General features: G+C 69.0%; 16 protein-coding genes and 1 tRNA gene. 8 read left to right on the top strand and 9 right to left on the bottom strand.

The features are described from left to right. Positions 1-2: 2 nt before the first annotated feature. From fdhF to HNO51_RS20330, 4 genes are all read left to right on the top strand, one after another. Positions 3-2927 carry a formate dehydrogenase subunit alpha gene (gene fdhF, locus HNO51_RS20345; RefSeq protein WP_209538174.1) on the top strand — a complete coding sequence of 975 codons (2925 nt, stop codon included), beginning with the start codon at positions 3-5 and terminating at the stop codon, positions 2925-2927. Continuing rightward, positions 2920-3744 carry a formate dehydrogenase accessory sulfurtransferase FdhD gene (gene fdhD / locus HNO51_RS20340; protein WP_197448940.1) on the top strand — a complete coding sequence of 275 codons (825 nt, stop codon included), beginning with the start codon at positions 2920-2922 and terminating at the stop codon, positions 3742-3744. The genes fdhF and fdhD overlap by 8 nt, the downstream gene beginning before the upstream one ends. Before the next feature lie 7 nt (positions 3745-3751). Next, a complete protein-coding gene (locus tag HNO51_RS20335) occupies positions 3752-3997 on the top strand; it encodes a formate dehydrogenase subunit delta (RefSeq protein WP_197448939.1) in 246 nt (81 codons plus the stop codon). A 303-nt stretch (positions 3998-4300) separates the two neighbouring features. Next, positions 4301-4960, top strand: coding sequence for a L,D-transpeptidase (locus HNO51_RS20330; RefSeq protein ID WP_197448938.1), 660 nt, complete (start codon positions 4301-4303; stop codon positions 4958-4960). 13 nt (positions 4961-4973) lie between these two features. On the opposite strand, the gene HNO51_RS20325 is transcribed toward HNO51_RS20330, so the two are convergent. From HNO51_RS20325 to HNO51_RS20285, 9 genes are all read right to left on the bottom strand, one after another. Beyond that, positions 4974-5069, bottom strand: a tRNA-Sec gene (locus HNO51_RS20325). Positions 5070-5100: 31 nt separating this feature from the next. Beyond that, complete coding sequence (gene selB / locus HNO51_RS20320; protein WP_209538173.1) at positions 5101-7041, bottom strand: selenocysteine-specific translation elongation factor; 1941 nt, start codon at positions 7039-7041, stop codon at positions 5101-5103. After that, positions 7038-8483 carry an L-seryl-tRNA(Sec) selenium transferase gene (gene selA / locus HNO51_RS20315; protein WP_209538172.1) on the bottom strand — a complete coding sequence of 482 codons (1446 nt, stop codon included), beginning with the start codon at positions 8481-8483 and terminating at the stop codon, positions 7038-7040. Before selA ends, selB begins: the two co-directional genes overlap by 4 nt. 100 nt (positions 8484-8583) lie before the next feature. Further along, the gene (gene fdhE, locus HNO51_RS20310; protein WP_209538171.1) at positions 8584-9510 is read right to left on the bottom strand and encodes a formate dehydrogenase accessory protein FdhE; all 927 of its coding nucleotides are present in this window, start codon (positions 9508-9510) and stop codon (positions 8584-8586) included. Next, a complete protein-coding gene (locus HNO51_RS20305) occupies positions 9507-10202 on the bottom strand; it encodes a formate dehydrogenase subunit gamma (RefSeq protein ID WP_197448934.1) in 696 nt (231 codons plus the stop codon). Before HNO51_RS20305 ends, fdhE begins: the two co-directional genes overlap by 4 nt. Continuing rightward, positions 10199-11128 carry a formate dehydrogenase subunit beta gene (gene fdxH, locus HNO51_RS20300; protein ID WP_197448933.1) on the bottom strand — a complete coding sequence of 310 codons (930 nt, stop codon included), beginning with the start codon at positions 11126-11128 and terminating at the stop codon, positions 10199-10201. The genes HNO51_RS20305 and fdxH overlap by 4 nt, the downstream gene beginning before the upstream one ends. A gap of 28 nt (positions 11129-11156) precedes the next feature. Next, positions 11157-13619 carry a formate dehydrogenase-N subunit alpha gene (fdnG, locus tag HNO51_RS20295; RefSeq protein ID WP_209538170.1) on the bottom strand — a complete coding sequence of 821 codons (2463 nt, stop codon included), beginning with the start codon at positions 13617-13619 and terminating at the stop codon, positions 11157-11159. A 12-nt stretch (positions 13620-13631) separates the two neighbouring features. Then, positions 13632-14225 (bottom strand): molybdopterin-dependent oxidoreductase, encoded by a 594-nt coding sequence (locus tag HNO51_RS21330; RefSeq protein ID WP_209538169.1) that lies wholly within the window; start codon positions 14223-14225, stop codon positions 13632-13634. Positions 14226-14436: 211 nt separating this feature from the next. Then, positions 14437-14862 carry a hypothetical protein gene (locus HNO51_RS20285; RefSeq protein WP_209538168.1) on the bottom strand — a complete coding sequence of 142 codons (426 nt, stop codon included), beginning with the start codon at positions 14860-14862 and terminating at the stop codon, positions 14437-14439. 246 nt (positions 14863-15108) lie between these two features. Here HNO51_RS20285 and HNO51_RS20280 point away from each other — a divergent pair, with 246 nt between their 5' ends. From HNO51_RS20280 to HNO51_RS20265, 4 genes are all read left to right on the top strand, one after another. Continuing rightward, positions 15109-17313, top strand: a complete 2205-nt coding sequence (locus HNO51_RS20280) for a S8 family serine peptidase (protein ID WP_242597163.1) — start codon at positions 15109-15111, stop codon at positions 17311-17313. Positions 17314-17443: 130 nt separating this feature from the next. Beyond that, the gene (locus HNO51_RS20275) at positions 17444-18748 is read left to right on the top strand and encodes an MFS transporter (RefSeq protein WP_197448929.1); all 1305 of its coding nucleotides are present in this window, start codon (positions 17444-17446) and stop codon (positions 18746-18748) included. Between the two features lie 56 nt (positions 18749-18804). After that, complete coding sequence (locus HNO51_RS20270) at positions 18805-19965, top strand: ChaN family lipoprotein (RefSeq protein WP_209538166.1); 1161 nt, start codon at positions 18805-18807, stop codon at positions 19963-19965. A 111-nt stretch (positions 19966-20076) separates the two neighbouring features. Beyond that, complete coding sequence (locus HNO51_RS20265; RefSeq protein ID WP_197448927.1) at positions 20077-20481, top strand: ribonucleotide reductase subunit alpha; 405 nt, start codon at positions 20077-20079, stop codon at positions 20479-20481. The last annotated feature ends 85 nt before the right edge of the window (positions 20482-20566 follow it).

Genomic DNA, 20566 nt, shown 5'->3' with positions numbered 1-20566 from the left:
ACATGTTGCACCATTACGACCCCAAGCAGGCATTCGCCCCCCAGCACCTTTCGCCGGAGCGCGACTACGGTACCCCGGCGCGACTCTCCGAGACGCTGGTCAGCCTCGAGATCGATGGCGTCGAGATCGCCGTGCCCGAGGGCACCTCGGTGCTGCGCGCCGCGGCACTCGCCGACATCAACATTCCCAAGCTGTGTGCCTCGGACAATCTCGAGGCGTTCGGCTCCTGCCGTCTGTGCGCGGTGCAGATCGACGGCAAGCGCGGCCTGCCGGCCTCCTGCACCACGCCGGTCGAGCCCGGCATGAAGGTCACCACCCAGAATGCGCGGCTGGCCAAGCTGCGGCGCAACGTGATGGAGCTCTACATCTCCGACCACCCGCTGGACTGCCTGACCTGTCCGGCCAACGGCGACTGCGAGCTGCAGGACATGGCCGGTGCGGTGGGGCTGCGCGAGGTGCGCTACGGGTTCGATGGCGACAATCACCTGGACGCCGAGACCGACGACTCCAACCCTTATTTCAGTTTCGACCCCAGCAAGTGCATCGTCTGCTCGCGCTGTGTGCGCGCCTGTGAGGAGGTGCAGGGCACCTTCGCCCTGACCATCGAGGGGCGCGGCTTCGAGTCCAAGGTCGCCGCCGGACAGAGCGAGGCGTTCATGGATTCCGAGTGCGTCTCCTGCGGCGCCTGCGTGCAGGCCTGCCCGACCTCGACGCTGATGGAGAAGGCGGTGATCGAGCAGGGGCAACCGGAGCACAGCGTGGTCACCACCTGCGCCTACTGCGGCGTGGGCTGCTCGTTCAAGGCCGAGATGCAGGGCGACCGGGTGGTGCGCATGGTGCCGTACAAGGGCGGCGACGCCAACCACGGCCACTCCTGCGTCAAGGGCCGCTTCGCCTTCGGCTACGCCACCCATCCCGACCGCCTGAAGACGCCGATGATTCGCGAGTCGATCGACCAGCCCTGGCGCGAGGTGGGCTGGGAGGAGGCGATCGCCTTCGCCGCCGAGCGGCTCAAGGCGATCCAGGCCAAGTACGGTCGCGAGAGCATCGGCGGCATCACCTCGTCGCGCTGCACCAACGAGGAGACCTACCTGGTGCAGAAGCTGGTGCGCGCGGCCTTCCACAACAACAATACCGACACCTGTGCGCGGGTGTGTCATTCGCCCACCGGCTACGGCCTCAAGACGACGCTGGGCGAATCCGCCGGCACCCAGACCTTCGATTCGGTGATGCAGGCCGACGTGATCGTGGTCATCGGCGCCAACCCCACCGACGCCCACCCGGTGTTCGCCTCGCAGATGCGCAAACGCCTGCGCCAGGGCGCCGAGCTGATCGTCGTCGACCCGCGCCGTATCGACCTGCTCAAGACCCCGCACCATCGCGGCGCTCAGCACCTTGCCCTGCGCCCCGGCACCAACGTGGCGATGATCAACGCCCTGGCCCACGTGGTGATCAGCGAAGGACTCGAGGATCGCGAGTTCATCGCCAAGCGCTGCGATGCCGCGGGCTACCAGGCCTGGCGTGAGTTCATCCTCGATCCGCGCCATGCGCCGGAGAACGTCGAGGCGATCACCGGCGTGTCCGCCGAGCAGGTACGCCGTGCCGCGCGTACCTATGCCCAGGCGCCCAACGGCGCGATCTACTACGGTCTCGGCGTCACCGAACACAGCCAGGGCTCGAGCATGGTGATGGGCATCGCCAACCTGGCCATGGCCACCGGCAACATCGGCCGCGAAGGGGTGGGCGTCAACCCGCTGCGCGGGCAGAACAATGTCCAGGGCTCCTGCGACATGGGTTCCTTCCCCCACGAGCTGCCGGGCTACCAGCACGTCGGCGACCCCGCCGTGCGCGAGCGCTTCGAGGCGGCCTGGGGCGTGCCCATCGACGATGAGCCGGGCCTGCGCATCCCCAACATGTTCGATGCCGCCGTGGCCGGCGACTTCAAGGCGCTCTACGTGCAGGGCGAGGACATCGCCCAATCCGACCCCAACACCCAGCACGTGGAGGAGGCGCTGCGCTCGCTGGAGTGCCTGATCGTGCAGGATATCTTCCTCAACGAGACGGCCAAGTTCGCCCACGTGCTGCTGCCGGGCTCCTCGTTCCTGGAGAAGGACGGCACCTTCACCAACGCCGAGCGCCGCATCAACCGCGTGCGCAAGGTGATGCCGCCGTTGGCCGGCAAGCAGGATTGGGAAGTGACGGTGGACCTGGCCAATGCGCTGGGCTATCCCATGCACTATGACCATCCGTCGCAGATCATGGACGAGATCGCCGGCCTCACGCCGAGCTTCACCGGGGTCAGCTACGCGCGGCTCGACGAGCTGGGCAGCATCCAGTGGCCGTGCAACGAGGCGCACCCCAAGGGCACCCCGACCATGCACATCGAGGATTTCCCCATCGGCCTCGGCCAGTTCGCCATCACCGACTATGTGGCGAGCGACGAGCTCAGCAACCGGCGCTTCCCGCTGCTGCTGACCACCGGGCGCATCCTCTCCCAGTACAACGTCGGCGCCCAGACCCGGCGGACCCACAACCAGGCCTGGCACGACGAGGACGTGCTCGAGCTGCACCCGTCCGATGCCGAGCTGCGTGGCGTGCGCGACGGCGACTGGGTCGGTATCACCAGCCGCGCGGGCCAGACGGTGCTGCGCGCACGGATCAGCGACCGCATGCCGCCGGGGGTGGTCTACACTACCTTCCACCATCCGGGCAGCGGGGCCAACGTGATCACCACCGACAGCTCCGACTGGGCGACCAACTGTCCGGAATACAAGGTGACCGCCGTACAGGTCGAGAAGGTCAGCCAGCCGTCCGCCTGGCAGCGCCAGTTCCAGACCTTCGACCGGCTGCAGCTCGAGCTGCTGCGCGGTGGTGACAAGGACGAAGCGGGCGCAGGCAGGCCCTCCGCGGAGCGCGCCAATGAGTGACGACCACAGCCGCTGCCGGGCCCCGGTGGACGTGCGCCGGGCCGGCAGCGCCGAGCGGCTGGAGGACAGTATCGCCGTGGAGACGGCGGTGGCACTGGTCTACAACGGCATCTCGCATGCCGTGATGATGGCCACGCCGGCCGACCTCGAGGACTTCGCCCTCGGCTTCAGCCTCACCGAGGGCATTCTGCAGACGCCGGATGAACTCTACGCCATCGAGGTGCGCGAGGAGGCCGCCGGCGTCAGCGTGCACCTGGAGGTCGCCACCCAGCGCTTCATGGAGTTGAAGCAGCGTCGTCGCAGCCTGGCCGGGCGTACCGGCTGCGGGCTGTGCGGCACCGAGTCGCTGGAGCAGGCGATTCGCCCGATCGGCCGGGTGACGGCTCCCGCCGTTGGCGACGACACCATCCAGCATGCCCTGGAGGCGCTGCGCTGGCACCAGCCGCTGCAGCGCGAGACCGGGGCCACCCACGGCGCCGCCTGGTGCGACCTCGACGGGCAGGTGCAGCTGGCCCGCGAGGACGTCGGCCGCCACAACGCCCTGGACAAGCTGATCGGGGCGCTGGCGGTGCGCGACTGCGCCATGCGAAGCGGCTTTGCTCTGGTCTCCAGCCGCGCCAGCTACGAGATGGTGCAGAAGTGCGTTGCCGCCGGCATCGGCTGCCTGGTCGCGGTGTCGGCGCCCACCTCGCTTGCCATCGAGCAGGCCCGCCAGGCGGGCCTGATGCTGGTCGGCTTCGCCCGCACGGGGCGCCACGTCATCTATCATCAGCCGGCAAGCGAAAGTATGCCGGCCGTTCAAGCCAGCGGAGGTTGATGTCGCCATGAGCCGCAGCCAGCTCGATTCCCTGATCCACATGGCGAACCAGATCGCCGCCAACAACGCTCACTACGGCGATGCCACGGTCGAGCGCGTGCATATTCACCTGAAGAAGTTCTGGGCACGCAGCATGAAGCGCCAGATCGTCGACTACCTGCATGAGGATGGCAGCCGGCTCTCGCCGCTCGCCAGGGAGGCGGTCGCGCTGCTGGCGCGGGATCAGGCGGAAGCTCGCCAGGCGAGCGCCTGACCGGCGGGTGAGATCACGTCTTTTCACGGTGCCAGGCGTTCTCCCTCTTTCGCCTTAACCGCCCTGTGCTATATTTGCCTCATGCGTCTCATGGCCCGGCCGGTGGCCGCGTCGGGCGGGCCCTGGGGCCCAAGCGAAGGCCAACTCCGGGAGCGCCGCGGTGCGCTCCCCGCGTCCTTGCCATGCGAAGCATCCGTCGAAGGAAATCGCGTCACGATCGTGATGGCGCGGGCCACGGCTGGCCTCAATAACCGATCGGTGACAAGCCGACGCATAAGATGACTACGCACGGGGCAGGGGCTCATGAACAGGGCATTCTTCCAGGCTGCCGCCTTGACGGCAGGCTGCTTCGCGTTCGGGCCGGCGACACAGGCCAACATTCCCGATTCCTCAACCGCCGCCGGTAGCTTGCCGGTCGGCCAGCCGATGCTGTGGCAAGCGCTGGATGCAACGGCCATGCCCGAGGGGCTGACGGCCGACGAGGTATGGCTCAGCATCGACCTGCGCCACCGCCAGGTGCGGGTGCTGCGCGGCGAGACCGTGATCGAGCGCATCGAGCACCTGGCCTTCGGCGCCGGCGGCGCGGCGCCGCTGCGGGCCAAGGGCAGTTCGATGACGCCGCTGGGCGAATTCCGCGTCGACCGTATCAACCGCGCCTCGCGCTTCGGGCTGTTCTTCGGCTTCGACTATCCCAACGCCCAGGTCGCCGAGGAGGCGCTGCAGAGCGGCCGCATCACCCTGCAGGAGTACTGGTACATCGAGAACTACCGGGCGCAGCACGGCCTGGCGCCGCATACCACCTCGCTGGGCGGGCTGATCGGCATCCACGGCCTGGGCCGCGGCGACCCCGAGGTGCACCGCAGCTTCGACTGGACCGAGGGCTGTGTGGCGGTCAGTAACGAGGAGATCCGCGCGCTGGATCCGTGGCTGCGCATCGGTACGCGGGTGGTGATCACGGGCTAGACGCCGGGCAGATTGGCGGAAGAGCGTGGGAGTCGAACCCACCAGGGACCGCTGGCAGCCCCTGCCAGATTTGAAGTCTGGCCGCCCCACCGGGGGTCGATCCTCTTCCTTGAGCGGCTTCTCGTGACAGGGCCGTTGCCCTACGGCCACATCTCGGTGTGGCGTAGCACGCGCTCGTCGCCGATGCGGCGCGTGAACCCTACCTTATCAAAGAATTCGAGGATGTGAATGGCCAGCTTGCGGCCGGTGCCGAGGCGGTCGCGGAAGGCGGCCGCGCGGATCCGGCCGTGCTCGCGCTCGAGCGACTGCGCGATGGCGGCCATCTCGGCCACTGTTCCGGCCGGGTAGAAGTGGTCGCGACGCACCTGGTAGAGCCGGCCGAGGCGAGCGCAGGCGGTGAGCACTTCGCGGACGCGCGCCTCGTCGAGTCGCTCTTTTTCGAATTCCCCGATGGCGACCAGGTCGCGTACCCGCGGCGGCTGGAAGCGCGCTGAGGCGATGAGCGGCTCGAGCCGTCGCCATAGCGCCTCGTCGGCCTCGCTCAAGACGGCGCGATGCCCGGGCAGGGCGACGAAGGGGCCGTGGGCCTCCAGCTTGCCGCCCGCGATCAGGCGCTCCAGCAGCTGCCGGCCCGTGGCTTCGGGCAGCTCGGGCATGGCCTGGCGGGTCAGGCGGGCGCGCTCGGTGCCGAGCATCGAGGGCTCGCGCTCGTGATTGGCGGCGACGGTGTCGAGCAGTCGGGCCTGAAGCGCCTTGATGGCCTCGGCGGAAAAGCTGCGGGTGGTCTGCGCCGACGTCAGCGTTTCCCCTCCCAGCGCCGATACGGCCTCGGCCAGTGCCGACACCTCGACGTTGGCGTTGTGCGCCAGGGCGTGCAGATCGATGCCGCCTGGGCGGCGGCTCAGCCCCTCCCGCAGCGCCGGGGTCAGGTCGAGTGGGGCGGTGGCGGCGCACTCGGCCAGCGCGGCGAGCCAGGCCAGCCGTTCGGGGCGGCGCTGGCCGCGCCGGGGCGGGTCGCCATCGAGCACCGTGCCGCCGCCCAAGGTGATTCTTGCCGCCGGGTCGCGAATCACGAAGCGATCGCCCAGGCAGGCGTGTACCGGTTCATCCAATACCAGCTGACCCAGCATATGCTCGCCGGGGGCGAGCCGCTGGCCCTCGAGCAGCGCCACGCGACCGCTGATTCGGCCCACGCCCAGGTGCGCATGCACCGGCGCCCAGTGCTTGAGCGGCGGTGCGTCGTCGAGCAGCTGCAGCTGGACGTCGAGGCGTCGCAGCGGCGGCGTTTCCAGCGCCTCGGCCACGACCCAGTCGCCGCGCCGAATCGCGTCGCGATCGATGTGGGGGCCGGCGAGGTTGAGCGCCACGCGATCGCCCTGCTGCGCCCACTCGCCCTCGCGATGCTGGCGGCGCAGCCCGCGCACCCGTGCCGTCAGCCCGTTCGGCACCAGGCGCACTGCGTCGCCCTGGGTCACCTGGCCGGCGAACGCGGTGCCGGTCACCACCAGGCCGGCACCGGCCTTGGTGAAGACCCGGTCGACGGCGAGGCGGAAGTGGCCACGGGCAGGGGCCTCGGGCTGCCTGGCGGCCAGCGTCCACAGCCGCTCGCGCAGCGCCTCCACGCCCTCGCCGCTGTGGCTGGAGACCTCGACGATGGGCGCTCCGGCCAGCGGTGTGCCGGCCAGCAGGGCGGCGATCTGCTCGTGCACCTGGCGGCGTCGCGCGGTGTCGACCCGGTCGACCTTGGTCAGTGCCACCAGTCCGTGACCGAGCCCCAGCAGGGTGAGGATCTGCAGGTGCTCGAGGGTCTGCGGCATCACGCCGTCATCGGCGGCCACCACCAGCAGTACCGTGTCGACGCCGGCGCTGCCCGCTACCATGTGATGCAGGAAGCGCACATGGCCGGGCACATCGACGAAGCCGAGCTCGATGCCGTCGGCCACCGCGGGGTAGGCGAAGCCGGGCTCGATGGTCAGCCCGCGCGCCTTTTCCTCCTTGAGCCGGTCGGTATCGATGCCGGTCAGGCAACGGATCAGGGCGGTCTTGCCGTGGTCGACGTGGCCGGCAGTGCCGATGATCACGGCGGGCCCCCGCCGTCCTGCCGAGCGCTGGCCGCGTAGAGGCCGGGCAGCTGCGCGAGCTGGTCGATGAAGGCGGCTTCCTCCGACGCCCCTTCCAGGCAGCGCAGGTCGAGCAGCAGCGCACCGTCAGTGAGCCGCCCGATCACCGGACGCGGCAGGCACCGCAGGGCGGCCTCGAGGCGGCGGATCTCGCGCTCGCGCTGGCGGCGTGGCTCGGTGAGGGAACGCCATACCAGCGCCCGGCTGGGCAGCCGGTCCACCGGCAGCGAACCGCTGCCGAGCTGGCTGGCGCAGGACGCGAGTGTCACCTCGAAGCCGGCCAGCAGCCCGTCGACCCGGGGCAGCAGCCGTTCGCCGGTGGCGGCGATGTCGGCTTCGGGGCGGGTCAGCAGGGCCAGGGTGGGAATGTCGTGCTGGGGGACGTCGCTGTCGCGGTAGAGGCGCAGGGTGGCCTCGAGCGCGGCCAGGGTCAGCTTGTCCAGGCGCAGGGCACGCTTGAGCGGGTGGCGCCTGATCCTCTCGATGAGGTCACGGCGGCCGACGAGGATGCCGGCCTGGGGGCCGCCGAGCAGCTTGTCGCCGCTGAAGGTGACCACATCGGCGCCGGCGCCGATGGCGTCGCCCGGCTGCGGTTCGTAGGGCAGGTCGAGCGCGGCGAAGTCGGTCAGCGCGCCGCTGCCCAGGTCGATCAGGAAGGGAATGCCGTGGGCATGGGCGATCTCCGCCAGGCGGGTCTCGGGCACACGCGCGGTGAAGCCGGTGATGGCGTAGTTGGAGGTGTGCGCCTTGACGATCAGCCCGGTGTGCTCGCCGATGGCGGCTTCGAAGTCGCGCGCATGGGTACGGTTGGTGGCGCCCACCTCGCGCAGGCGGCAGCCCGCCGCGGCCATGATGTCGGGCATGCGGAAGGCGCCGCCGATCTCGACCAGCTCGCCGCGTGAGATCAGCGCCTCGCGGCCGGCGCCCAGCGCGCCCAGGGCCAGCAGCACGGCACCGGCATTGTTGTTGACCACGGTGGCCGCCTCGGCACCGGTCAGCTCGCACAGCAGCCCCTCGACCAGCCGGTCGCGATCGCCGCGGCCGCCGCCATCGAGGTCGTACTCCAGCGCCACCGGGTGGCGCGCCGCCTCCGTCATTGCCACGACGGCCGCCTCGGCGAGCGGCGAACGGCCCAGGTTGGTGTGGATCACCGTGCCGGTGAGGTTGAAAACCGCGCGGCTGGCCGGCCGGGCGAGCTCGTCCAGGCGTTCCAGCACCCGCCGGGCCAGGTCATCCACATCGGGTGCCGCAGCGGCGGGTTGCGCCAGGCCGCGCCGGGCCTCGGCCAGCACCTGGCGAACGGCGCGCCGGATGAGGCGGCGGCCGTGACGCCGGCGGGCCAGTTGCACCTCGGGATGGCCCAGCAGTGCATCCACCGCGGGCAGGCGGCGTCGAACGTCCATTGTCGTCATGTCCATGCCGGGTCGCTGGTCCTTGTCCAGACGGGGTGGGTCATCCTTATGGCATAGCATGTCGGGCCGGGAGGCGTCCATGCAGGCGCGGCTATTCGACGATGAGCAGCGGGTTGGCCCCGCTGCGTCGGTAGCGTCCCTCTTCGCCGAGCAGCAGGTCGAGGGCGAGGCTGGCGAGATCGTCGGCCAGCGGTTCGGCCCCGGCGTCGAGTTCCCGCACGAAGACCTTGAGGTAGCTGTCGCAGTCGCCGCAGGCCTCGGCCTGGGCCGGCAGGGGCGCGGCCTCGTCGCTCTCCTGCGTCAGGCTGAAGTAGTCGAGCCTGCCGCTCTGTTCGCAGACGCTGCAGATCGAGCGTTCCAGGTACCACTGGGTGGCGCACAGCCCGCACTGCAGGTAGCGCACGCCGTTGTAGCGCGGGTCGGCTTCGATCACGCTGGCCAGCGGCGGCGAGCCGCAGCTGGGGCACAGGGTGCGCGCCTCGCCGGCCGGGCGGGCCGGTGCCTCGGGCAGCGTGCGCGCCAGACGCAGCCAGACGACCTGCAGCGCGGCGGCCACCAGCGGCATCAGCCCGCGGGTCCGCTCGTCGCCGGCCGCGCCGGCGAGCACGTCGTCCGCCAGCCGCTCGATCTCCTCCGGCGGCCGCCGGCGCAGGGCGTCGAGCAGCGGGCGCTGGGCTTCGCCGACATGCAGCTCGAGGGCACCCAGCAGGGCGTCGAGCTCGGCCGCGAGGTCGATGGTTTCGCGCAGCGCCTGCACGTTGAGCGGCGGCATGCCGTGTGCGAGCGCCAGCGCGAAGGCCTGGGGCTCGGGCTGCCAGGCCGGCGCGGCGCGCTCGAGGGCTACCTGCTGGGCCTGGGCCAGCTGCGCCATGAAGCGCAGGAAGTCGCCGAGCGGGGCGACGCGGTCGGCGAGCTCTCGCAGGCGTCGGGCGCGGCGGGCGAAGTGATCGTGGTCGGGCAGGCGCACCTCGGGGGGCTGCATCATCCCGGTGGGGGCATTGCCGAAGGCGTGGGTCACGGCGACTCCTGTCGGTTCGTGGGGGTGGCGTGGCGGCGGTCGATCGCGCGCCGCTTGCGCGCCTTCTCGCGCTCCTCCTCGTACCACAGGCCGTGGTGGTGGCGCGCCCAGGCCCAGCTCACCCGGCCGCGCACCATGGCCTGGAACGAGCCCTTGACCCAGATACCCGAGTAGACATGGATGATCAGGGTGAGGATGGCGACGAAGGCGACCGCGGCATGCCCCAGCGACGCCAGCCGACGCAGGGTGATGGGTACGGCCCCGGCGAAGTAGGGCTGCCAGATCAGCAGGCCGGTGACCAGCAGCAGGACGATACAGCCGAGCATGATCCAGTAGACCAGCTTCTGGCCGGCGTTGTTCTTGCCCACCGGCGGCAGCCTCTCGTCGCGGTTGGCCAGTACGTCGCGGATCTGCCTGAGCCACTGGAGGTCGCGGCGCTTGATCAGGCTCTCCTTGAAGAAGGCGACCGCCATGAACAGGAACATCAGCGTCATGAACAGCCCGATGTAGGGATGCAGGATGCGGGTCATGGTCGGCCCGCCGAACAGCGCCGTCAGCGACCAGAAGAAGGGGTGGAAGAACGGCAGCCCGCTCAACACCAGCAGCACGAAGCTGATCGCGACGAGCCAGTGGTTGAGCCGGTTCCAGACGCTGTAGCGCTGCAGTGGGGGGTCTGATTTGGCCAGGCTCATGGGCGCTCCTCCCGTTCACGTTCGCGGGCCTCGTCCTCGCGCACCGCCGCCTCGTCCTCCTCGCCGTGCACCTTGGGGCCGGCGGTAACGTAGTGGAAGAAGCCGGTCAGGGCGGCGATGCCGATCGCCATTGATGCCAGCGGCTTGGTCACGCCCTTCCAGGCGTCGACCAGCGGGCTGATGCGCGGGTCTTCGGGCAAGTGGCTGTAGAGTCCCGGCCGGTCGGCGTGCTGCAGCACGTAGATCACGTGGGTGCCGTCGACCCCCTCGGGGTTGTAGACCCCGGCGTTGTCGTAGCCGCGGCCCTTGAGGAAGTCCGTGCGGGTCTCGGCCAGGCCGAGCATCTCCTCGCGGGTGCCGAACATGATCGAGCCGGTGGGGCAGGACTTCACGCAGGCCGGCTCCAGGCCGTGGAACACCCGGTCGGAGCAGAGCGTGCACTTGTAGGCCTTGTGGTCCTTCTTCGAGATACGCGGCACGTCGAAGGGGCACCCCGACACGCAGTAGCCGCAGCCGATGCAGTGCTCCGAGTTGAAGTCGACGATGCCGTTGGCATATTGCACGATGGCGCCGGGCGCCGGGCACGCCTCGAGGCAGCCCGGCTCGGCGCAGTGCATGCAGTTGTCCTTGCGGATCAGCCACTCGAGGTTGCCCTGCTCGTCCTCGTACTCGTCGAAGCGCATCACCTGCCAGGTGTCGGGGGTGAGGTCGAGCGGGTTGTCGTACTCCCCCACGTTGTGGCCCACCTCGTCGCGCAGGTCGTTCCACTCGGCGCAGGCGACCTGGCACGCCTTGCAGCCGATGCAGCGTGACACGTCGATCAGCTTGGTCACGCGTTCGACGCCGTCGCTGCGCTCCTGAGGGGAGGGCACCTGGGTCGCCGAGCGGGCGATGACGTTCTGCAGGTTGATCTGGTCTCCTCGCATGCTCGCCTCCTTGGTCCTTTCCCTGGCCCTATAGCTTCTCGACCCGCACCAGGAACGACTTGTATTCCGGCGTCTGGGTGTTGGCGTCGCCGACGGATGGCGTCAGGGTGTTGGTCAGGTAGGACTTCCTGGTCTCGCCGAGAAAGCCCCAGTGCAGCGGGATGCCGACCTGATGCACGGTCCGGCCGGCGACCTGCAGCGGCCGGATGCGCTTGGTCACCACCGCCACGGCCTCGATGTGGCCGCGCTTGGAGCTGACCCGCACGCGGTCGCCCTTGGCGATGCCCAGCTCCTCGGCCAGGCTCGCGCCGATCTCGACGAACTTCTCCGGTTGGGCGATGGCATTGAGCCGGTTGTGCATCGTCCAGTAGTGAAAATGTTCGGTCAGGCGATAGCTGGTCGCGGCGTGGGGGAACTCCTCGAAGGTACCGAAGTTCTCGCGATCCCGCTCGAATACCCGGGCTCCCGGGTTGTGCTTGGCCAGGGGGTTGTCCGGGTGCAGCGGGTTGTTGGCGATCGGCGTCTCGAAGGGCTCGTAGTGCTCGGGAAACGGCCCTTCGTTCATGCGATCGCGGGCGAAGATCTGGCCGCGGCCGGTCTGGTTCATGATGAAGGGTGCCTGGCCGTCGCCGGGGGCGGAGGTGGGCGGGAAGTCGGGCACGTCGTTGCCGACCCAGCGCTGGCCGTTCCACCACACCACGGCCTTGCGCGGCGCCCAGGGCGTGCCGTCGGGGCGGGCACTGGCGCGGTTGTAGAGGATGCGGCGGTTGGCCGGCCACGACCAGGCCCAGCCCAGCGTCTGGCCGGTGCCGTAGGGGTCGGAGTTGTCGCGGCGCACCATCTGGTTGCCGCCCTCGGTCCAGCAGCCGGCGAACAGCCAGCAGCCGCAGGCGGTGGAGCCGTCGGCGCGCAGCATGCCGAAATCCTCGAGCTGCTCGCCGGCGCGGATCACCAGGTTGCGCTCCTCGTCGACGACGTCCTCCAGCGCCCAGCCGTTGTACTCGCGGGCCAGCTCCTCGGGGCTCGGCTCCTCGGGGCGGCGGTAGGGCCAGTGCAGGTTGAGCAGCGGCTCGGCGAAGGCGCCGCCCTCCTCCCGGTAGAGCCGCTGCAGGCGCAGGAAGATACCGGCCATGATCGCCGTGTCGGCGCGCGCCTCGCCCGGCGGCGGTGCCGCGGCCCAGAACCACTGCAGCCAGCGCGAGCTGTTGACGATGGTGCCGTCCTCCTCGGCGAAGCAGGTGGTGGGTAGACGGAACACCTCGGTGTCGATCGCCGCCGGGTCGACGTCGTGGAACTCGCCGTGGTTCTTCCAGAACTCCGCCGTCTCGGTGCGCAAGGGGTCGATCACCACGAGATATTTCAGCCGCGACAGCGACTCGGTGATCTTGGCCTTGTGCGGGAACGCCGCCAGCGGATTGAAACCCTGGCAGATATAGCCGTTGACCTCGCCCTGGTGCATGCGCTCGAAGGTGTGCAGGATATCGTAGAGATCCACGCCCAGCTTCGGCAGCCAGTCGTAGCGCCAGTCGTTCTCTTCGCGGGCCGCCGCGCCGAACCACGCCTTCATCAGGCTGACGTGGAAGCGCTCGTAGTGGCGCCAGTAGGAGACCTCGTCTTCCACCAGGGGCGGCCGCGCCCGCTCCAGGATGTACTCGTCGTACTCCTGCTCGTCGGCGCTCGGCAGCCTCAGGTAGCCGGGCAGCAGGTTGGAGAGCAGGCCGAGGTCGGTCAGGCCCTGGATGTTGGAGTGGCCGCGCAGGGCGTTGACCCCGCCGCCGCGCATGCCCATGTTGCCCAGCAGCAGCTGGACGATGGCCGCGGTGCGGATGATCTGCGAGCCGATCGAGTGCTGTGTCCAGCCCAGCGCATAGAGGAAGGTCATGGTCTTGTCGGGCGCGGCCGTCTCGGCCATCGCGTCCCAGACCCGCTGAATCTTCTCGCGCGGCGTGCCGCACACCGAGTTCACCACGTCGAGGGTGTAGCGGCCGTAGTGTCGGCGCATCAGCTGGAACACGCAGCGTGGATGCTCGAGCGACTCGTCGCGCCGGGCGTGGCCATCGTCGTCGTACTCGTACTGCCAGCTCGATTTGTCGTATTCGCCGCTATCGGCGTCGTAGCCGGTGAACAGGCCGTCCTCGAAGCCGAACTCGGGGCTGACGATCAGGCTGGCGTCGGTATAGGCGCGCACGTAGTCGCGGTGGAACCGGCCGCTCTCGATCAGGTAGTGGATCAACCCGCCGAGGAAGGCGATGTCGGTGCCGGTGCGGATCTCGGCGTAATCGTCCGCTACCGCCGCCGTGCGGTTGAAGCGGGGGTCCACCACCACCAGCCGTGCGTCGTTGTGCTCACGCGCTTCCATCACCCAGCGGAAGCCCACCGGATGCGCTTCGGCAGGGTTGCCGCCCATCACGATGATCAGGTCGGCATTGCGAATGTCGACCCAGTGGTTGGTCATGGCACCGCGACCGAATGTTGGGGCAAGACCTGCCACCGTCGGTCCGTGTCAGACACGCGCCTGGTTGTCGAACGCCACCATGCCGAGGCTGCGAACCACCTTGTGCGTCAGGTAGGCGGTCTCGTTGGTCGAGGCCGAGGCCGCCAGCATGCCGGTGGTGGTCCAGCGATTGACGGTGTTGCCGTCCTCGTCGTCGGTCTCGAAATTGGCGTCGCGGTCATCCTTCATGTGGCGTGCGATGCGCTCCAGGGCCTCGTCCCAGGAGATCCGCTTCCACTCGTCGCTGCCGGCCTCGCGTACCTGGGGGTAGCGCAGCCGGGAGTCGCTCTTGATGTAGTCGAGCAGCCCGGCGCCCTTGGGGCACAGCGAGCCGCGACTCACCGGATGGTCCGGATCGCCCTCGACGTGGTAGATGTCGTCGACGACGTTGATCGCCGCATCGCCGCGGCTGTAGAGCAGCACGCCGCAGCCCACCGAACAGTAGGTGCAGTTGCTGCGCGTGACCTTGGCACCGGTCAGCTTGAAATGGCGGATCGAAGCAACGGCGGGTTCCGGGGCGAAGCCCATCATGGCCATGCTGGACGTGGCCATTCCCGCCGCACCTAGCTTGAAGAATTGTCTGCGTGTCACCCGAAGGGTCATGGAGGCCTCCTGCCTGGTTTCTATACCCTCTTGTTCTGCCTGGTCGCTATCGCGGTCGGTCTTGTCACCGCTTTGTCGTTCTCGGCACGCTGCGGGCCTTCCGCCCAAGGCGGCGTGTGCATGTTCTACGCAAAGCGTAGCGGTTCTCGGCAGGCGCTGCCGAACGACTTGTTACGATGCGTAGCGACGTCGTCCATTGTTCAGTGCCGCCTTATTGTTCGTTGCTGCTCTGCGGCTCGCCGTCTTCCCGCCGGCCTTCGTCCTCGGCACCCAGCGGGTCGTCAGGCAGCGTCTGCTGCTCGGGTTCTGCCTCGCGTTCGGGGGTCTGGACTTCGTAGTCGGGGCCGGCGTCGGAGCCCGCCGCAGGGGTCTGGTGCATATCGTCACCCTGGGTCTGGCCGCTGCCGGAGCCCTCTTCCTGCTGGCCCATGTCCGAGTGGGTGATGCCGCTGCTGGTGCCGTGCTGGCCGGTGTCGACGTCGGGCGGCTCGATGGTCTCGGCGGGGTCAAGGCCCGCCGCGCCCCCGCCGGGCGATGCCGTACGCTCCTCCGCGCCGGCGGCGGTCAGCCAGACGGCGGCCGGCAGGGCGACGAGCCAGCCCAGGCGCCGGCATGCCGGGTTGCGCATCCTTGCCATCTAAAACCTCCTAATCGCGGTCGGGTCAGGCGTGGTTATCTCAGCGTAGACCCCTCGCGGCGTAGACGAAAACGAATCGAGGCAGAGAACGCCGGCGAGTGAAGGAATAGCGACGTTAAAACTTCGTTTATCGCGACTTGGGCGGACAGGAGACGCCTTATCCTGCATCTCGACCAGTTTCCTGGCATCCATACCCACGCTGCATTCCGCAAGGAGGAGAGGGCGCTTCGCTTGTTCTCGCAACTCATGCCTACTTCCCGAATCACAACACCCTGGCTCCTGCCCCTGGTCGTCGGTCTGTCTGCCTGCGGCGGCGGCGGTGGCGGCGGCACCAAGCCCACCAACCAAGACGGCATACATGAGTCTGCACCGAACCCCACTCTCCGCTCCTTCGACAAAGCGGGAGTGGTGGTGGGGGTAGCCGACACGGGTTTTCGAATCACCCACGAGTCACTGGCACCCTTGCTCCGCACCACCGTCAATCTCGTGGATGGAAGTGGCGATGTCAGTGGTGACGAGGGGCATGGCACCGCCGTGGCGTCGCTGATAGAGCAGGGGGATGCCAGCCCGGCGCTCTACCTGGCCAAGGTTTCGTCCGATAGCGACCCAGGCCGCGCCGCGACCAATGTACTCGACCACAGCGTCGGGTATCTGGCCGACGAAGGCGCCAGGGTGATCAACCATAGCTGGAGCGGTCGTGCCAATGCGCCTTCTCCGAGCGCCTCTTACCTGGGTGTCAACTCGCTCGAGTCATTGGGCAGGATCGTGAACAGCAACGACGGACTGGGCAGTGTCTACGTGGTCGCGGCGGGCAACGACGGCAAGGCGCTGCAGGCCGACCGGCCCATTCACCAATACGACGACATCTATTCGCGCATGCTCATCGTTGGCGGCTCGGTGCGTGACGAGGGCGATATCCGGTTGGCCACGAACAGCAACCACCCGGGAGAGGACAGCGACTGGCAGGCGCGCTTTCTCACCGCGCCGTGGCGCCAGACCGCCGCCGATGCCTCCGAGGACGACGCTTACGGAGTGTGGGCGGGGACCTCAATCGCCGCGCCCCAGGTGGCCGGCTACGCTGCGGCGATGATCTCACTCTGGCCTCACCTGGATGCCGCCACGGTGTCCCAGCTTCTCCTGGATACGGCTGACCGCAGCTCATCGCTCTACCAGGACGAGAGCTGTGGCGAGGGCGGGGACATCAACTGCGGCTATTACTATCTTGGCCAGGGCGAGGCGGACCTGGACGCTGCGCTGGCGCCCGCGGGCTCGCTGGCGCTGGCGTCGGGAAGTCACCTGGACGAGGGCACTCAGTCTCTGGAGCAGAGCCTGGTTCAGCTCTCCGGTGCCTACGGTGACAGCCTCGCCAGTTCGGGGGCGCTAGCCGACGTGGCCGCCTTCGATGAGCTGGGCCGCGACTATCGCATCGACCTGTCCGGGCACAGCTTTCGCCGGGACTCGCACGAGGCAAGACAGCGCAGCCGTATGTCGCGACTCTCCAGCGCATCGCCCGATCAGCGCCAGGAGCTGCGGGGCAGCGCGGGAGCGCTGAGCTGGTCCACGCAGCGAGATGGCCATGGCGAGACTCTTGCCAGCCGCCTCGATGGTCGCTTCGGGCGCAGCGACTGGATGCTCACCCGTTTTGCCGGCGACGAGGCGGACCCCGCCAGCGCCTACGCCGAGTCGGGCATCATGCCGCTGCTCGCCTTCCAGGGTGGCTCCGACTTGACCCGAGGGCTGGGCACCGTGCATGGGTTGCGCAACGACTATGCACTGACCGAGCGAGCCACTCTCCAGGCGCGTCACTGGATGGGGGACGGCGCCGAGTGGGGGGCCGCGTTGGACGAGGAGTACCAGGCCAGCCGCAGCGATGTGGGAATGCGTTTCGAGCTTTCGCCGCAGTTGGGTGTCAGCACGACCGTTGGCGTGCTCGATGAGCGCCACGGCCTGCTGGGCGGGCAGGGTAGTGGCATGCTGACACTGGGCGAGCGCAATCGCACCGGTTTCGCCAGCCTGGGGCTTGACGCCCGGCTGGGCCGGCACTGGCAGGCCTTCGCCCACTACGACCGGGGCCGTGGGGAGGCCGAAGGTCATGGCTTCATACAGCACATCGACATCGCGCGGGTCGAGGAGATGGCCATAGGCCTGCAGCGTCGGGGTGAACGGCACACTACGGCGTTCGCCTACCGCCAGCCGATGCGTATCGGCGCCGCCGAGGCCACGCTTTCCGTTCCCGTGGGCCGGACCCTGGCCGGGGAGGTGATCACCGAGGAGCGTAGCGTCTCGCTGTCCCCGAGCGGTCGCCAGCAGGAGTTCGAGCTGGGCTACCGCTATCAGACCCAGCGGCGCGGGGCCGTCGGGTTCAACCTCAATCACACCGTGGAGCCCGGGCATGATCGAGATGCCCGCTCCGATACCACCCTGCTGCTCAACTATGAGGTTGCCTTCTGACGCTGCTGCATGGCACCCAAGCCGGCTTGCGGCTGGCGACCGTCCGCAGGAACGCTCTACACTGAAGCGCGCATGAACCCTGCCGGACGCGGTGTCATGCCGTGTCCGGCATCGTCAATGGAGTGGCACCTTGCGCAGTCTACCGGCGACCCTTCCGATCCTGTTCGTCTGCGAAATCAGTTTCCTGCTCGGGCATGGCCTGATCATGACCCTGCTCGGGGTACGCATGTCCATCGAGGGTTTCCCCTCGCACATGGCGGGCCTGCTGATGTCGAGCTTCTCGCTCGGCTTCGTGCTGGGCAGTTATGCGCTGGAGAAGCGTATCCGCAGTGTCGGCCATATCCGCGTGTTCGCCGCCTGCGCGGGGATCCTGGCGGTCACCGCCATGCTCCACGGCCTGTGGGTCAACCCCTGGGCCTGGCTGGCCTGGCGCCTGCTCGGCGGGGTGGCCACGGCGGGCATGCTGATGGTGATGGAGTCGTGGGTCTCGGGGGAGTCGACCAACGACAACCGTGGCCGGGTGCTGGCGCTCTACATGATTCTCTCGACCCTGTCGCTGGCCGGCGGGCAGTGGATGCTCAACCTGGCCGACCCGGCCGGGCCGGCGCTGTTCTCCATCGTTGGCATGCTGTTCGCCCTGGCGCTGGTGCCGCTGTCGATCGTGCGCATCCACGGCCCGCGCCAGACCCACGACATCCAGCCCCGGAAGATCCGCCTCAAGGCGCTGTTCAAGCGTGCTCCGGTAGGGCTGGTGGGTGCCTTCACCGCTGGGCTGATGGTGCAGTCCTTCTTCGCCATGACGCCCTTCTACGGCCAGGAGATCGGCCTCTCCACCGGGGAGACGGCCCGCTTCATGGCGATCACCACCATGGTGGCGCTGTTCGCCCAGTGGGGGCTCGGGCGGCTTTCCGATCGTATCGACCGGCGCAAGGTGATCCTCGGCATGGCCGTGGTGATGACGATCTCGGGCGCGCTGGTGTCGATGCTGGTGCGTATCGACTTCTGGCTACTGGTGCTGGTGGCCTGCTTCCATACCGCCATGCTGCATACCCTCTACGCCCTGAGCCTGGCCCACACCAACGACTGGCTCGAGCCCGGCGAGATCGTCGCCGCCAACGCCAAGCTGATGATCTGGTACGGCATCGGTTCGATCATCGGCCCGTTCTCGGCGTCGCTGGTGATGCAGGCGATCGGCCCCGACGGGCTGTGGGCCTTCCTCGGTGGTATCTCGCTCGTGCTGGCGCTATTCGTGGCGCTGCGCCTGCGCCGCCGCCCCGGCGTGCCGGTGGAGGAGGTCGAGCAGGAGCCCTTCGTCGCGGTGCCGACGCTGGAGACGCCGCACTTCACCGAGCTCGATCCGCGCCTGGAACCGACCCAGCTGGAATTCCACTTCGAGGAGGGCCATGGCGACGAGGTGTCGCAGGAGGCCGCCTGATGCTGCCCGGGGAGGCGCAATGCGTCATCATGACGGCAGCCTGATGGGAGATGCCGATGCGAGACTCGTTCGCCCCGTTCCGTGTGCTGGCCGTGGCAGCCTGCCTGGCCTTGGCGTCGCTGCCGCTGCACGCCGGTTCCTGCCCCGACCCCGGCCAATGGCAGCGGCCCGGTGACGAGCGCCTGGATGGTGCCGCGCTGTTCGCCGAGCTCGCCGGGCGCGACGTGGTGCTGCTCGGCGAACGGCACGACCGCATGGACCACCACCGCTGGCAGCTGCACACCCTGGCCGGGCTTCATGCGCTGCGCCCGGACATGGCGATCGGCCTGGAAATGCTGCCCCGAGAGGCGCAGCCGGCGCTGGACGCCTGGGTCGCGGGCGAGCTCGACGAGGCGGCCTTCCTCGCGGCCAGCGACTGGTACGACGCTTGGGGCTTCGACCCCGAGCTCTACCTGCCGATCCTGCACTTCGCCCGCCTGCATCGGGTACCGCTCAGGGCGATCAACGTCTCTCGCGAGCTGCGTGGGCGGTTGGTCGAGGCGGGCTGGGCGGCGGTGCCGGAAGCGGAGCGCTTCGGCATTACCGCCCCGGCCGAGGCCTCGCCCGACTATCGTCAGCGCCTGGCCGAGATTCACGCCCAACACGTGAACGGCGACGACGGCGGGGAAGGCCTCGAGCGCTTCATCGCGGCACAGCTGGTGTGGGACCGCGCCATGGCCACCGGCCTGGTGGAGGCGACCGGCGAGGCCGCGCTGGTGGTCGGCCTGATCGGCCAGGGCCACTTGCAGTACGGCCACGGTGTGCCGCATCAGCTCGTTGACCTGGGCGTCGATGATTACGCCACGCTGCTGCCCTGGCCGGCGGGCGAGGCCGATTGCGAGCCGCCGCCGGCAGGCGTGGCGCAGGCCGTGTTCGGCATGGCCGAGCACGCCGAGCCGGAGGCCGCCCCGCCGCAGCTCGGCATTTTGCTGGCACCGGCCGGGGAGGGCGTCGCGGTGCAGGAGGTGATCGAGGGCTCGGTCGCGGAGGCGGCCGGGCTCGTGGCGGGTGACGTCATCCTCAGGGCGGCCGGTAAAGCGCTATCACAGCCCGCCGACCTGGTCGGGCAGGTGCGCCGCCAGCCGCCCGGCACCCTGCTGCCGCTGGAAATTCGCCGCCGCGGCGAGGAGTGGGAGGTGCTGGCGCGCTTCCCGTCGCACGAGGCGACGGGGCACTGACCCAGGTCAGGCACGGTAGGGGCGAATGCGCTATCGTATCCCCTGCGCCGTCCGCTCGGCGCACGACCACTTCGCCCCATGCCCGGGGACCGCAACGTCTGGAGGACCGCCTTGGCCATTTCCCGTTTCGCCGATCTGCTGGAAGAGGCGCGGCGCCAGCCCGAGCCGCAGCGGCTGCTGTTCGTCTTCACCCGCGCCGAGCTGCCCGACGACCCCACCGAGGAGCAGCGCCGGCGCTTCGAGCAGGGCGAGGGCGGCGTGTTGACCCCGGTGCTGTGCGTCGACAAGGCGCCCGATGAACTCAGCGACATGGCTTCGCTGGTCGCGGAGTCGCAGCGCACCGGAATCGAGTGGGACATCGTCTTTGTCGGCGCGCTGTCGGGCAGGGGGCGGCAGGCGCCCACCGGCGACGAGGCCGAGAGCCATCTGCAGCGCATGGTCGAATCGCTGCAGATGGGCAATACCCAGCGCTTCCTGGCGCTGGATCGTCAAGGGGAGGCGGTGGCCTTGCAATGAGGCGCGGGTGCCACCATAGACAAGCCTTATCGGAACCATGGCGGTAATCAATTTTCGCCTATCGGTTGCGATGGATATGATGTGC

This window comes from Billgrantia sulfidoxydans, from assembly GCF_017868775.1.
GTDB lineage: Bacteria > Pseudomonadota > Gammaproteobacteria > Pseudomonadales > Halomonadaceae > Halomonas > Halomonas sulfidoxydans.
Note: the sequence above shows the minus strand (reverse complement) of the source record. Positions and strands in the feature narration are given on the sequence as shown.